The 14381-nt window shown below is 53.2% G+C and carries 11 protein-coding genes; 5 read left to right on the top strand and 6 right to left on the bottom strand.

Annotation, left to right across the window (positions count from 1 at the left end):
* Positions 1 to 150 precede the first annotated feature (150 nt).
* The 5 genes from E7746_RS12005 (at position 151) to E7746_RS11980 (ending at position 6847) form a co-directional block, all read left to right on the top strand.
* Entirely contained in the window at positions 151 to 525 is a 375-nt protein-coding gene (locus E7746_RS12005; RefSeq protein WP_136410957.1) for a hypothetical protein, read from the top strand.
* Between the two features lie 380 nt (positions 526 to 905).
* Positions 906 to 2183: a radical SAM/SPASM domain-containing protein gene (locus tag E7746_RS11995; protein WP_136410955.1), complete on the top strand. Its 1278-nt coding sequence runs from the start codon at positions 906 to 908 to the stop codon at positions 2181 to 2183.
* A 19-nt stretch (positions 2184 to 2202) separates the two neighbouring features.
* Positions 2203 to 4278: a TonB-dependent receptor gene (locus E7746_RS11990; protein ID WP_238337184.1), complete on the top strand. Its 2076-nt coding sequence runs from the start codon at positions 2203 to 2205 to the stop codon at positions 4276 to 4278.
* A 123-nt stretch (positions 4279 to 4401) separates the two neighbouring features.
* On the top strand, positions 4402 to 6630 hold the full coding sequence (locus E7746_RS11985) for a peptidase domain-containing ABC transporter (protein WP_136410953.1): 2229 nt from the start codon (positions 4402 to 4404) through the stop codon (positions 6628 to 6630).
* 1 nt (position 6631) lies between these two features.
* Positions 6632 to 6847 carry a hypothetical protein gene (locus E7746_RS11980; protein ID WP_136410952.1) on the top strand — a complete coding sequence of 72 codons (216 nt, stop codon included), beginning with the start codon at positions 6632 to 6634 and terminating at the stop codon, positions 6845 to 6847.
* 109 nt (positions 6848 to 6956) lie between these two features.
* Here the strand turns inward: E7746_RS11980 and E7746_RS11975 are convergent, their stop codons facing one another.
* From E7746_RS11975 to E7746_RS11950, 6 genes are all read right to left on the bottom strand, one after another.
* On the bottom strand, positions 6957 to 7499 hold the full coding sequence (locus E7746_RS11975) for a 2-oxoacid:acceptor oxidoreductase family protein (protein WP_136410951.1): 543 nt from the start codon (positions 7497 to 7499) through the stop codon (positions 6957 to 6959).
* Positions 7496 to 8266 carry a thiamine pyrophosphate-dependent enzyme gene (locus E7746_RS11970; protein WP_135946611.1) on the bottom strand — a complete coding sequence of 257 codons (771 nt, stop codon included), beginning with the start codon at positions 8264 to 8266 and terminating at the stop codon, positions 7496 to 7498. Before E7746_RS11970 ends, E7746_RS11975 begins: the two co-directional genes overlap by 4 nt.
* A 29-nt stretch (positions 8267 to 8295) precedes the next feature.
* Positions 8296 to 9390, bottom strand: a complete 1095-nt coding sequence (locus E7746_RS11965; RefSeq protein ID WP_136410950.1) for a 3-methyl-2-oxobutanoate dehydrogenase subunit VorB — start codon at positions 9388 to 9390, stop codon at positions 8296 to 8298.
* A 27-nt stretch (positions 9391 to 9417) separates the two neighbouring features.
* On the bottom strand, positions 9418 to 9648 hold the full coding sequence (locus E7746_RS11960) for a 4Fe-4S dicluster domain-containing protein (protein ID WP_136410949.1): 231 nt from the start codon (positions 9646 to 9648) through the stop codon (positions 9418 to 9420).
* A 218-nt stretch (positions 9649 to 9866) separates the two neighbouring features.
* Positions 9867 to 11771 (bottom strand): hypothetical protein, encoded by a 1905-nt coding sequence (locus tag E7746_RS11955; protein ID WP_136410948.1) that lies wholly within the window; start codon positions 11769 to 11771, stop codon positions 9867 to 9869.
* Positions 11752 to 14205: a hypothetical protein gene (locus E7746_RS11950; protein ID WP_136410947.1), complete on the bottom strand. Its 2454-nt coding sequence runs from the start codon at positions 14203 to 14205 to the stop codon at positions 11752 to 11754. The genes E7746_RS11955 and E7746_RS11950 overlap by 20 nt, the downstream gene beginning before the upstream one ends.
* Positions 14206 to 14381 lie beyond the last annotated feature (176 nt).

Raw genomic sequence — 14381 nt, 5'->3', positions numbered from 1 at the left:
CACTAAAGAATAACATTTTTTGAAAATGCGCACTTTTTGCGCACTAAAGAATAACATTTTTTGAAAATGCGCACTTTTTGCGCACTAAAAATCTTGGATAGAATAAAGCCTCATTTTATATTTGTGATATAATTTTTAACACTTTATAAAATGAAAACTAGATTTATATCATTAATTATTGCTGCTATATGTTCAATGAATATAATGCTATTAGGAGAAGATATTATTCCTGTATGCACTGAAAATGACCATCCAGATAATAAAAACCTTCCCAAAAGAATGCCGTCAAAACATTCTCCTTATGTCACCATCGATGACAATGATGTGTTACGCGTATATGGCGAATACAGTGATAATGTAACTGTAGTTGTTTTAAAAAATAACAACATGGTGTGGAGCGGGTATCCGTCAAGCACCAATAATCAATGCCAAGAGTTTACAATAACAGGATTGACTAAAGGCATAAGCTACACCCTATACCTTAACATCGATGAAACAACCTATATAGGAAATTTTGTAAAATAGATATAATATGCGCACGTTATATACTGAACATAACAGGGTAAAAAATGTCGTGGATGCCGAATTACGTTAATAGGAAGCATTTAATAATTAGTAACAACTATGCTTAAGAGTATATTTTCATTTCAAGAACTCTCAGAGTTAGAAGCATTGGAGGTTAAAGGAGGTCGTTCAGGCATAACTTTACAGTATCAATGCTCCAATTCAGTAGTAGGATGTGCTTGCGAATTGGACATGCAATGTGTCAATCGCAAAGCGGGATGCGCTTGTCCTGTCGATGAAAACGAGGACGGATTTGAAGCCGGAGGAGGCAAGGTAGAAGAACCTTAATTTTACTATTTAGGAGCAATATAAAATATTGCTCCTATTAAAACCATATAATTATGAAACCAAGTCATTACAACTATATCCTATCTAAAGACTCAAAAAGCTATTGGTATAACGGGGTATCACATAAATTCTTTACTCTCCCTATAGAATTGGGTAATAAGATAAAACCTTTAATTTGCAACCCTGAAATATTAAAAGAATCGGCACCATCCTTTTATCAAAAATTAGTCGACAATGAGTTTATAATTGATGATAATGTTGATGAAATTGAGGTAATCCGAAAAAGAAATCTTGAAACAATACATTCAAAAGATTATTTTTTAGTAATTTTACCGACACTGAATTGCAATTACAAATGCTGGTACTGCATACAGAATCACATTCCGTCAATGATGTCGCAGGAAACTATAACTCGAGTAAAGAAACACATTGATTACATGATTGATGAGCGAAATATCACATCTCTCCACATAGAATGGTTTGGAGGAGAGCCATTCATGTACTTTAAACAAGTGATAGCTCCAATTAGCGAATACGCAATAGAAAAATGTGATAAAGCTAAAATTCCATTTCTAAATTCAGCAACCACAAACGGATATTTTCTATCCTCTGATAAAATCAAAGATTTAAAACGGTTGAAATTTTCCGGATTTCAGATAACTTTGGACGGGGATAAAGGGAACCATGACAAAGTAAAATTCCAAAACGGCTGCGATTCAGCATTTGTACATACATTGGGCAACATCGACAAAATATTGTCGGCGTTAAAGGATATGAATATTGTTCTACGCATAAATTATACGCATAAAACATTAACTAACAAAATAGTAAGTCAAATCAATGAATACATCTCGCCGGAAAACAGAAAACAATTGACCATAACACCTAAAAAAGTATGGCAGGAAAGTGTTGACAAAAATTTCCAATTGTCAACTATTTCAATTCTTGATGAATTCAATGATTACGGATATAATGCAGCACGAATGGAAATCGTTGACAATTTCGTGCCCTGTTATGCTAATAGGGAGTATTACAATGCTATAAATTATAATGGCGGTGTTGTAAAATGCACTGCTTGCAATGATTTATATGAAAGCAATCCTCCCGGACAGCTACAGGAAGACGGAAAAATTGAATGGAAAAACAATTTTGACAAATTGTATCAAGAAAAAAGCTATGAGAATCCCAAATGTCTAAATTGCAAGTATTTACCCGTATGTATGGGAATTTGTCCTCGTGACCATGCAAAAAAACGTAATTATTGCAAAATGGATGCTCAAGATTCAAATATCGAAACTTCTTTAATAGATTTCATTGAACATTGCAAATAACGCGCACATGAAGACTGCCATGATTATAAAAGCCCTGCTGTGCCTGCTCTTCATCTCGGTTCCCGACTACGCCCTAAGCGACAATCGCGAGAAAAACGACACCACAATATCGCTGAAGGAGGTGACCGTACAGGCTGAGTTTGTGCAGTCGGTAGGCAACCGCGACGAGATAATCCTTACGAAAAAACAACGCGAATTCGGCACCAACGCACTTGATGCAATCTCAAGCCTGCCCCAGTTCTCGACCGCCATAAGCGCTACTTCACTGCAAACGGCCGACATGAGGAGCGTGGCGATATTCATCAACGGCATGCCGTCCGACGCAGCCACACTGCGCACCTATCAGGGTAACGACATAAAGAAGGTGACCTACTACCATGAGCCGCCGGCCAAATACCAGATGATGGCCTCAGGCCCGGTTATCGACGTGACGATACGCCGCCGCAAGGACCGCCTCTACAGCGCCTACATAAACGCCCTTAACGCAGTGACCACCGGTTACGGCACCGATCAGGCAAGCCTTACCTATGCCGACTCGCTCAATATGCTCACGGCCAACTACTTCATCGACTACCGCAATGTCGACCGAAGCACCAATGCCGACTACGACTACCGGTCGGCACTGTCATCCTACCGAAGCCGCGACGGACAATATTCGGGACATTACCAATACGGACAGCTCATATATCAGCGCTACCAGGGAGCCAACCTGTTCAACGCCAATGTGCGCTACGGCAACCGTCCGGGACACATAAGGAACAAGCAGTCGACTCTTTACACCGACAATGCACGCGACTTGTCAGGACTCAGGGACCATGACCTGCGCAGCGACGACGACCGCTGGAGCGCCGACCTCTACTTCAGGCATGACTTTGCCGGCAAACGCTCCCTTGCGGTGAATGTGGTAAACACATTCTCCTCATCGGAATCCCACAACCGGCTGTGGCTCAAGATGCCGGAGCAATACTCGTCGATGGACTACGATATACTCAACAACATCGACAACCGCTACTATTCGATAATAGCACAGGCCGACTACACCACGCCGCTGTGGAAAGGCGAGCTCAACACAGGCGCCTACTTCAACTACAAGGAGCTGCGCCAGTCCTACAACGGCGGCCCCGAATCCTATCTCAACATGCGCCAGCACTACGCCTACATCGCCTACACCGGACGCTATAAGCGACTGAGTTACTACGCGTCGCTCGGTGCCAATGCGGTTGCACAGCACCCCGTATCGGGCCAGAGCTTCGTCAACGTGATACCCTATTCGTCGCTCACACTCTTCTATCGGTTTACGCGCACATTCTCTACACGCCTCATCGCCAAGCTTAAGGGAACGCGACCCACTACCGGCGACCTTGCCGAAAACCGGGTCAACATCGACTCACGCTTCATCGCTACGGGAAATCCCGCCCTGAAGCCCTACAGGACATTCTCGCTGACATTTAAGCCCCAGTACTCTACATCCGACGGGTGGTTGTCGCTCTCTCCGTCAATCGAGTACCTCTACTCCCATCATCCCAACGTGCCGTGCCTGCTGTCGGATGGCGACAACATCGTCATGATGCCGATGAGGATAAATGCACGCAACGAGCTCAACGGCACGATGATAGTCAACTACTCGCCATGCAACTGGATGATGCTGCAGAGCTATTACCAGTACTTCCACGACGGATACTCAACGCCAAGCTCAACCATACGGCACAACTATCACCGCATAGGAGGCATGGTGGCGATGTCCTATCGCCGCTTGCAGTTCATCGCATCCGTCAACTCGCCCGACAAGTCATTTAGCGGCGACATGGTCACCCGCAGCGGCTGGCAGTACTACGCTTCGGTGTCATGGAAAAAGGGGGCGTTATCGGCCGGCGTGGAGTGGCGGTATGCCTCTCAGAACGACTACGTGCGTTACCGCGGCATAGGCTTCTCGGCCACGGAATCGACATGCTGGAAGGGGATGAAGAATCTTGTCGCCATAAACCTGACATACTTCTTCTCAAAGGGAAAGGCACGAAAGCAAGCCAAGAAGTCGCTCAACAACAGCGACAATGACTCAGGCCTGATCGACTCCAACACCGCCAAGCAGGATTAATCCCGCCCTTGCTTAAAGAAATGATACATAGGCATGTATTCTAAACAAGCTTTGCTATGGTATCGACTCCGGCGTCAACATAACCTACTGATAAACCTTTAGTCACCAATTAGATATACGGCGATGGACTTTCAATCAATCGGACGGCGATTCAGGCGGTTTCCCTGGATAAAACAGCGCGACTCGATGCAATGTGGCGTGGCATGCCTCACCATGGTATGCCGCCACTACGGATGGGCCTGTACGTTGTCGCAGATTGAAGAGCTATGCCACGCCACTACCGAAGGAGTGTCGCTGCGCGGTATGTCGCAAGCGGCTTCGGAACTCGGATTTGAAACCGCTTCGGTGCGCCTCTCTCCGGGTGAGCTGTCACAGTCGCCACTGCCGGCCATCTTGCATTGGAACCAAAACCACTTCGTGGTGCTCTACCGCATCGACCGCCGGGGCCGTTATCACATAGCCGACCCTGGCAAGGGGCTGCTAACCTACAGCCGTGATGAGTTCATGCGGCGATGGGCAAGCACACGAAGCGGCGACGAGGACCGGGGCATAGCCCTGCTACTTCAGCCCGGACCCCGCTTCGGGCAATCGGACGCTGAATCGGAACAGGCGGGTGAGCGTCGCTCGTTCAGGTTTCTCGTCGGCTACATAAAGCAGTATCGGGGTTACTTCGCCCAGATATTCCTCGGGCTTCTGCTCGGATGCGTGCTGCAGCTTGCCATGCCGTTTCTCACACAGGCCATTGTCGACCGTGGCATCCACGATGCCGACATAGGCCTTATATGGCTCATCCTGCTCGGCGAACTCATGATAGTGACCGGACGCACCGCCACCGACTTTATACGCCGCTGGCTCCTGCTCCACATCTCGATGCGCATCAACATCTCGCTTGTGAGCGACTTTTTCATCAAGCTGCTCAAGCTGCCTATGTCGTTCTTCGACACAAAGCTTATGGGCGATCTGCTGCAACGCATGAGCGACCACTCGCGCGTGCAGTCGTTTCTTACCGGGCAGACTCTCGGCGTAATGTTTACGATGCTGAGCTTCATTGTGTTTGGAGTCGTGCTGTTTGTCTACAGTCAATTGATTTTCATGGTGTTTGTCATCGGCAGCCTCTGTTATGCCCTGTGGATATCGGCATTCCTGCGTCGACGCAAGGTGATCGACTATGAACTGTTTGAGTGTCAGGCCGTGAACCAGAACCGCACCTACCAGTTCATCACCACCATGCAGGAGATAAAGCTGCAGGACTGTGAGCGTCGACGACGCTGGGAGTGGGAGGATGCGCAGGCCGACCTCTTTGAGGTGCAGATGCGCTCGCTGAGCCTTCAGCAGACCCAGGAAGCCGGTTCGATATTCATCAACGAGGTCAAGAACATCGTCATAACGGTGTTTGCCGCTACTGCCGTAATCAACGGTGACATGACTCTCGGAGCCATGCTCGCCGTGCAATATGTCATCGGACAGCTCAACTCGCCCGTGGCACAAATCATGAGCTTCATCTACTCGCTTCAGGATGTGAAGATATCGCTTGAACGCATCAACGAGATACACGGCCGACGCAACGAGGAGGACGACGGAGAGCTCCTAACCCGCTATGCCGACGACATGAATCGTTCGATAACGTTGAACGGCATCGACTTCAGGTATGACCTCCATGCGCTGAAGAACACCCTCGACAACATAACCTTTACGGTGCCTCAGGGGCAAGTGACGGCCATAGTTGGGGCGTCGGGCAGCGGAAAGACCACGCTGATTAAACTGATGCTCGGCTATTACCCGGTCAATTGCGGGAGCATAGACATAGCCGGTGCCGACATCAACCGCTACAGCATGACATGGTGGCGCAGGCGGTGCGGAGTGGTGATGCAGGAGGGTGTCATATTTTCGGAATCGATAGCGCGCAACATAGCGGTGAGCGACGGCGATATCGACGAGGCCCGGCTCGAGGAGGCCGCCCGAACGGCATGCATCCATGACTACATCATGTCGCTGCCGCTGAGATACAACACCAAGATAGGACGCGACGGGGTGGGCCTGAGCCAGGGACAGAAACAGCGCATACTCATTGCCCGTGCCGTGTACCGCAACCCCGACTACATATTTCTCGACGAGGCCACCAACTCGCTCGACGCTCGCAACGAGCGGGAAATCGTGAGCAACCTGTCACGGTTCTACCGTGGTCGCACGGTGGTGGTAGTGGCCCATCGACTGTCGACGGTGCGTGACGCCGACAACATAATCGTGCTCGATGCAGGGCGAATTGTAGAGTCGGGCAACCACGACTCGCTGATAGCGGCCCGCGGACACTACTATAACCTTGTTAAAAACCAACTTGAACTTGGAAACTGAGATGGAAAACAATCATGGCCGACAACCTGCTGACACTCACGACCGCATAGAGCTGCGCTCCGACAAGGTGCGTCACATCATCGGCACGCGTCCGCCCGCAGCCGTGCGCTACGGAACGCTTATCGTCGTAGTCGTCATGGCATTGATTATGATTGCCGCCGCTATAATTCCATATTCTCCCGATGGCACAACCCTGTTACAGCGTCTGCTCCCCTGAGCAGCTCTCTTATGCAAAAGCAGCGGACTTCGGGGGGGCCGGAATCCGCTGCTTTGCATTTATGTAAGGTTTGACCTTGGTGAAGGTATCCATTTCATCCTTTTCGGGTTTATTTTTCGTTGACAAGTGTCATGCCAAGCTGTATCGCCTCCTCATTCATCGGCAGCAGGTGATGATGACGCTCGGGAAGAGTCTTCTTCAATCCGCGCATCACGGCGTCGAGAGGCACAAGGTCGCGTATGCCGAGAAGTGCGCCAAGCACAACCATGTTGTAGGCCTTGCTGTTGCCCATGTCAAATGTCGCGTCCATCGCCTTTATCTCGTGTACGGTGATGTCGCCGCGTTGGGGAGCGCGGTGTATGCCGTAGGAGTCATATATCAGCAGTCCGCCGGGCTTCACCTTAGGCTCAAACTTGTCGAGGCTCTGCTGGTTAAGCACCACGGCTATGTCGTAGCTGTCGAGCACGGGCGAGCTTATGGGAGTGTCGCTGAGTATCACGGTCACATTGGCCGTACCTCCGCGCTGTTCCGGGCCGTAGGCCGGCATCCAGCTCACCTCAAGGTCGTTCATTAAAGCGGCGTAGGCAAGTATTTTGCCCATCGACAGCACACCCTGTCCGCCAAATCCGGCTATGATTATCTCTTCCTTCATTTCTTCACTGTGTTTTTAAGGTCGCCCAGCGGATAGTGGGCAAACATGTTTTCTTCCATCCACACATTGGCTTCGTGAGGAGTCATCTTCCATCCCGAGCTGCATGTGCTCACGATCTCCACCACCGAGGTGCCGAGGCCCTCCATCGAGTTGCGGAACGCCTGCTTAAGCGCGGCCTTGGTCTTGCGCACATTGGCCGGGGTGTGCACCGACTGACGGGTGACATAGCACGTACCCTCCAGCATGGCGAATATGGGGCCTATCTTCAGCGGATAGCCGTTAAGGTCAACACGGCGGCCGTAGGGGGTGGTAGATGTCTTCATGCCTTCAAGCGTGGTGGGCGCCATCTGGCCGCCCGTCATGCCGTATATGCCGTTGTTGATGAATATGATGGTGATGTTCTCGCCACGGTTGGCAGCGTGAATCGACTCGCAGGTTCCTATTGCGGCAAGGTCGCCGTCGCCCTGATAGGTGAACACCATGCGGTCGGGCGACAGTCGCTTAACGGCAGTCGCAATTGCCGGAGCACGACCGTGGGCGGCCTCGATCCAGTCGATGTCGACATAATTGTAAGCAAACACGGCGCATCCCACCGGTGCGATTCCTATCGTCTTGTCCTCAAGGCCCATCTCATCCACAATCTCGGCAATCAGCTTGTGCACAACGCCGTGGCTGCATCCGGGGCAGTAGTGCATGTGGTTGTCGTTGAGCAGGCGAGGCTTGGTGTAGACCTTGTTCTCAGGTTTGATTATATCTTTGATATCCATTGTCGTTTAGTCGGTAACAGCATTATTGACTATTGTTTATTGGCCTCGGGGAAATAGTTGAAGAACGCGTCGACAACCTCCTGCGGATTGGGAACGATGCCGCCAAGACGGCCGTAGTGGTACACGGGCACCGAGTCGTGGCATGCGAGGCGCACATCCTCTATCATCTGGCCGGCGTTTATCTCCACCACGAGGATTCCCTTGACATGCGAAGCGAGGCGCTTGATCTCCTCGGTGGGGAACGGCCACAGCGTTATCGGGCGAAGCAGTCCTATCTTCACCCCTTGTGCACGGGCCTCCTCGACACACTTCTGACAGATGCGGGCGATTGAGCCGAAAGCCACAATCAGGTAATCGGCATCGTCGGTGTCGTAGCTCTGGAAGCGCACCTCGTTCTCCTCGATAATGCGGTACTTGGCCTGCAGGCGGTTGTTGATCTCCTCCATCACGGCCGGGTCGAGCTCGAGGGTTGTCATCACGTTGCGCGAGCGGGTCGACGGCTTGCCGGTCACCGCCCAGGGACACTGCTCGGCAATCTCGGCGTCGGTGCGACGCTTGCGCTGGGTAGGCAGCACCACCTTCTCCATCATCTGTCCCACGATTCCGTCGGCAAGAATGATTGAGGGAGTCCTGTACTTGAACGCCAGGTCAAATCCGAGTCCCACGAAATCGGCCATCTCCTGCACCGATGAGGGAGCAAGAGTTATGAGCTTGTAGTCGCCGTGACCGCCGCCCTTGGTAGCCTGGAAATAGTCGGCTTGCGAGGGCTGTATGGTGCCGAGTCCGGGGCCTCCGCGCATCACGTTGATGATGAGAGCGGGCAGCTCGCCGGCGGCTATATAGCTTATACCCTCCTGCTTCAGGCTTACGCCGGGCGAAGAGGATGAGGTGAAAACAGCCTTGCCACAGGCGGCACCGCCATACACCATGTTGATGGCCGCGATTTCGCTCTCGGCCTGAAGCACAACCATGCCGGTTGACTCCCAGGGCATCAGCTCCTCGAGGGTTTCAAGGATTTCGCTCTGCGGCGTAATGGGATAGCCGAAGTAACCGTCGGCTCCGTATCTAATTGCGGCATGGGCTATAGCCTCATTGCCTTTCATCAATTTTATATCTTCTTTCATAATTTATGCGATACCACGATTGATCATTTATTTTATAACCACACGGTACACCTCGATGCACCCGTCGGGACAGACAACTGCACAGCTCGAGCATCCTATACAGGCTTGCTCATTGGCCATGTAGGCAAAATGATAACCACGGTTGTTTACTTCCTTTGACTGGAGAGCCAAAACATCGGCAGGACAGGCCATGACGCACAGGTTGCAGCCTTTGCAACGCTCCTCGTTTATTACCACCGCCCCTTGAACTTTTGCCATATATGTATGATTTAGTTGAAAATGCGTCAGCAAATATAAGAATTTATTCCATTGCTTAGCAAATTTTAACAAAACCTTAACCTATGGCACATTATGCGGAAAAATGTGCCATAAAGGCCTGTGACATTATAAATTACACCGATTTCAAGCATCATTGTGAAAAAAGTAGCAGCATAACGGGCGACAGAGCAACAAATTGCAATGTAGGGAGCATGTCGTCACACAATCTTGACATAACGGCGGGAAAACGGACTGCGACGGCGCAGCACCGGCTCGGGCATCCCCGACGCCACATAAAGCCCTATGGCACGAGTCATGAGAATGTCGTCATGGTGGCCGGGCTTTGCCGCGAATCGGCCCGACTGCCGGCACTCATAGACGGCCAGTTCGTCACACGCATCGACATCGCGCTCCACATAGGCATCGTCGCGCACCACGCCTATGAGATGATTTATGACGATGCTCTTGGTCGAGCGGTTGGTGTGAAATCCCACGCGAAGCTCCTCGCCGCCTCGCACGCTGTCGAGCAGCGGTCGACGGTAGAGATTGGGGTAGACATGATTCAGCTCCGACAACATGTAGAGTGAGTGCTCGCCGTCGGTGTTTTCGGTTTCAAGAGTGTTGCTCTCGATTACCAACAGAGCCGAGTCATACCACTGCGCTATTGACGCGGCACGCCATGTGAGCAGGTCGTGGTCGATGTGTCCGCGCCACTGTGCGGCAATCTCCGGCTTGCCCGACGCACCCATGCGGTCGATCACGGCGATGACCGAGAAGTCGCTTGCAGCCGAGCGGCCTCCGATGTCAACCGCCACGACATAGCGGTTGTTCCAACGCGACATCCCGTTGTCAGGAAAATGCCACACCTTGAGCGGCCCGCGCGAGTCGGCGACAAAGCGCACACCCTCCAGCGCACCGAATCCCTTGAGCGAGAGAGCTGTCACATCGCCCACAGCCACGGGCGGCAGGCATCGCTCGCGCAGACGGCTCACAAGGTCGATGCCAAATACACCGTAGCCGGTGTTGGCAAATGCCTCCACATCGTCTAAAGGATACTCGGCGGCCATCAGCTCGCGCGACGGATACTCACGGCGCTTGTCGTGATACCACTGAATCTGCTCCAGCGTGCAGCCGTCGTCCCACAGCTTGCGCTCATAGTCGTCCATCGCCTCCCATAGCGCAGCGGCATCGCGCACCTCGTCGGCGTAGATGTCGATTTCGGTCCACGGTACAAACACGGCGGCCTTGTCGCTCTCGCCGCGCACCGAGCGCAGCCACTCGGCATGGAAATAGTTGCCCACGCCGTTGGCGGTGCTTTCAAGCACGATGAGGGTGAGCGGAGCACGCGCTATGCCTCCGCACACGGCACGGATGAACCCTTCGGGCGAGCGCATGGCGGTATCGGGCCAGAAAGCCACCTCGCTGAGATGAGCCATTGCATAGTCGGAACCGCGCACAGCCTCCTGCCCCTCGCTCGATCCAACGGTGACACGGCAATCACGCCCCGAGATGACACGGGTGTTGATCGACCGCTCGTAGGGACGGAACTGCGGAGGCGACTCTTCGGCCCAATACTCCTGCGGATAGCAGGCAAGCATCTTGGTGTACATGCCCCTGATGGATGCGGCAGTGTCCTTGACATGGGCGCAGATGAGCGAGTGCCAGTTGCGACACTGCGTACACTGAATCCATGCCATATACATCTGCACAAGCGTGGAGCCGCCCCACTGACGCGCCTTTAGCATAATCAGCCTCAACGGTCGGCCGGCAAGGCGCTGCTTCTCGAGCACGCCAAGCACTCGACGCTGCGGACGATTAAGCACGAATGGCACATCGCGCCCCGTGAGCTTGTCCTTAATCTTGACGCACTTGGCCGCCCAGTACTCGAAGTCGTAGATCGAGCGCAGTTTCACCCATCCCACGGCATCGCCCGACGCGGCAATGTAGCAACGGTCGTCGAGCATGGCCTCAGGCACCAGTTCCGGCAAATGAGAGTCGGGGCTGTCAACCTCACGGCGCACGCCGAGGCAACCGATACCTCTAATCGGGTCGTAATCGACAACGCGACTGCGGTTGCGACGCACGTTCTCGCGCAGGATTTCGTCAATATTTACGCCTTCCATCGCCGAAGTCAACTAAAAACCGAGCAATCAAGGCCCCGGAGTCAACGGTGCCCGCCAAGCTCACAGTGAGGAAACGGCGCGCCGGCCCGAGAATGCGGCGAGTGACGACATTCCACACAGGGGCCTCAAAATCGACCGACAAAAGGTTGTGGGGATGTCCCGAGCCATTGTCGCCCGACAGGTTCATGGTCAACTTGCCACGACCGGCCGACATGACACACGACAGCCGTGAACAGTGGCGCAGGGCATACGGCTCAGGCAGCTCGACACGCGAATGCAACGCCACATCGACCTCGCCGACACTCTCGACCGAGGCATCGAGCAATGCTGTGCCGGTGGTGATGTAAAGGCGGCTGCCCGACGAAAGCATCGACTGCGGAACGACGCCCTTGCGCACATACCACAACGAACGTGGATTCATGACCCTGACGGTGCCGTCGGCCGCAACATGCCACAACTCGCCGCGCGACACGCTCCAGGCCACAGCATCGCCGCCGCAAGAGCGCACAACGGTTTGAGCCCTCGAACCGGTGACTTTCAGCAGGTCGCCTGAGGCCACGGCATATACACCATCGGGTGAAAAGGCCACGCAGTCGCGCGACATCACACACCGGCTGTCGATGATGTGGGCCGAGGCGAGCGACATAGAGGAGTTCACCGCCACGGCATATATTCCCGACGAGGTGAATGCGTAGAGATGACGGCGAGCGAAGTCCCATGCACTCGACGACCCTGAGGCGGCGGTAAGGGCCGTAACGGCGCCCTGCGACACGGGAAGCTGCGAGAGCGGAGCAAGCGGAGAGGAGGCCGAAGCGGCAACAATCAATCCGGGACGGCGCGAGCTGACACGCTCCATCAGAGGCGATATAACTTCGTGAGCCGTGGAGTTGTCCTCAACCGCAACGGGGGTGCAGTCGACAGCCGATGAACAGGCCACCGTGCCGTCAGGACCGGGAGCAAGCATGAAAGTGCGTGTAAACACGATGCCGTCGGTGCGGGTGATGCGCACCTCCATCTTCGTTGCATCGGGGTGGGGATAGGCCACCACAGGCCATAGCGAAGCGGGTGCATTGTCATCGCCACCCGAGGAGCGCGAAATAATCTCCTTGCGACCGTCGCGTGAGGTTATCGTGACACGAGTCACCGCATTCCATCCCACACCGCCCGTGGTCGATGCGGCAAGCTGGTCGGCTCCCGAGGGCAAGGCGTGAACGGGGGTTATGTCGCCCCATACCGCCATGTCGCCTACAAGTGCGGCGGAAGCGGCCGTAAATGTGTGAGGAAGCGAGAGCTCAAAGGGAGGAGTTTCGGGAATGGACTTTACGGCAAGAGCAATCTGCACCGAGCGGCCATCGTAGGGCACATTGTATTTGTAGGACCAAGGGAGAGGAACAAGAGTGCCGCCTTCGGGGGCTATTCCGCCCTTGAAGGGATTGGTATAGCGGGCGGCTACCTTGGCAATCAGGTCAAAGCGTTCAAAAGCACGCTGAACCATCGAGGGATATTCGCCGACAAGAGGCATCCTGACAGAAAAGGGACGAATCGAGCCATCGGGAGAGCCAAGTGAAACACGGGCCGACTCGGAGCGGCGCACAGGGTCGAGCGGTGGAGTGACGAGCAGTTCGAGAGCAACAGCCTTGTCGGCCCACGGCGAATCAACAACGGCGGGCGAACGCAATGCAAGCCGGAAACCGGTGAGCGAAATGTCAACTCCACTGCTCATCGACATGTTGCCGCCGCTTGTGTAGAGCCTTGCGTTAAGCGGCTTCACGATTTCAAAGCCTCGTGGCGAAACGAGAACCGGGGTGGAACGATACAACACGGCGCCATCGTCGCCGATTATACGATAGGCAGCAAGGACGGGATGCACGTAGTAGTCCTGCGAGAGAGCCGAATTGCTCAAACGGTCGTAGGACTCCATAAGCAGACGGTTGAGCATGCGACTGTCGCCGGGCTGCATAGTCATGCCGGCCGGCGAGTATTCGTCGTCAAAATCGAGAAATCCGGAGGTTTCACGGAATTCACGTTCATTGGCTATTTCAATCCCTACGGCAGGGAAATCGGGATTCAATCCCAATTCGCGCCACTGCTCCGAAATCATGTCGTAACAGGCTCTCCAAGGGCCTTCATCGGTCATGACAATCAACATTGGGCCGTCGACAACGGCACAACCAGGCGCCGAAGGTAGTGTGGCAATTTTGGTCACACGGCCTCCACGGACAGCCGAAAGTGCAAGTCTATCAACGATAAAGAGGGTTTCGGTGCCGTCGTCGTGGCTGAATGAGGTGAGCAACGACCCGGGGAGATCGACCACGGTCGAGGGCATGCCTACGGGATTGAGGATTCCGTTGTTTTCGCGGAGGTTAATCACGGAGTTGTCGGGGTCGGCGAAGGCTGAGAGCTTGGCCGGAATGGTTAGACAGGAGTCTTTCATAGTTTTACGGATTAAAAATTTTTTTCTGCAAATATAATATCGGGAAAGGGCGGATTTCACCCCATAATGTCGCGAAGCGATGGGTATGGGGGGGGTGTGGGTGGTGTTGTGCAACCCGCAAGGGTTCTAGTGGTCGGAAGACACAGCAAAAAGTCGAGCCTGGTTGTTATATCAAA

It is taken from the genome of Muribaculum gordoncarteri (genome assembly GCF_004803695.1).
Taxonomy (GTDB): domain Bacteria; phylum Bacteroidota; class Bacteroidia; order Bacteroidales; family Muribaculaceae; genus Muribaculum; species Muribaculum gordoncarteri.
Note: the sequence above shows the minus strand (reverse complement) of the source record. Positions and strands in the feature narration are given on the sequence as shown.

Excerpts from the sequence above, each read along its gene's own strand:
- E7746_RS11970 (WP_135946611.1), bottom strand. The coding sequence starts at position 8,266 with ATGGATATCAAAGATATAATCAAACCTGAGAACAAGGTCTACACCAAG.
- E7746_RS11955 (WP_136410948.1), bottom strand. The coding sequence starts at position 11,771 with ATGGAAGGCGTAAATATTGACGAAATCCTGCGCGAGAACGTGCGTCGC.
- E7746_RS11990 (WP_238337184.1), top strand. The coding sequence starts at position 2,203 with ATGATTATAAAAGCCCTGCTGTGCCTGCTCTTCATCTCGGTTCCCGAC.
- E7746_RS11965 (WP_136410950.1), bottom strand. The coding sequence starts at position 9,390 with ATGAAAGAAGATATAAAATTGATGAAAGGCAATGAGGCTATAGCCCAT.
- E7746_RS11950 (WP_136410947.1), bottom strand. The coding sequence starts at position 14,205 with ATGAAAGACTCCTGTCTAACCATTCCGGCCAAGCTCTCAGCCTTCGCC.
- E7746_RS11985 (WP_136410953.1), top strand. The coding sequence starts at position 4,402 with ATGGACTTTCAATCAATCGGACGGCGATTCAGGCGGTTTCCCTGGATA.
- E7746_RS11975 (WP_136410951.1), bottom strand. The coding sequence starts at position 7,499 with ATGAAGGAAGAGATAATCATAGCCGGATTTGGCGGACAGGGTGTGCTG.
- E7746_RS12005 (WP_136410957.1), top strand. The coding sequence starts at position 151 with ATGAAAACTAGATTTATATCATTAATTATTGCTGCTATATGTTCAATG.
- E7746_RS11980 (WP_136410952.1), top strand. The coding sequence starts at position 6,632 with ATGGAAAACAATCATGGCCGACAACCTGCTGACACTCACGACCGCATA.
- E7746_RS11995 (WP_136410955.1), top strand. The coding sequence starts at position 906 with ATGAAACCAAGTCATTACAACTATATCCTATCTAAAGACTCAAAAAGC.
- E7746_RS11960 (WP_136410949.1), bottom strand. The coding sequence starts at position 9,648 with ATGGCAAAAGTTCAAGGGGCGGTGGTAATAAACGAGGAGCGTTGCAAA.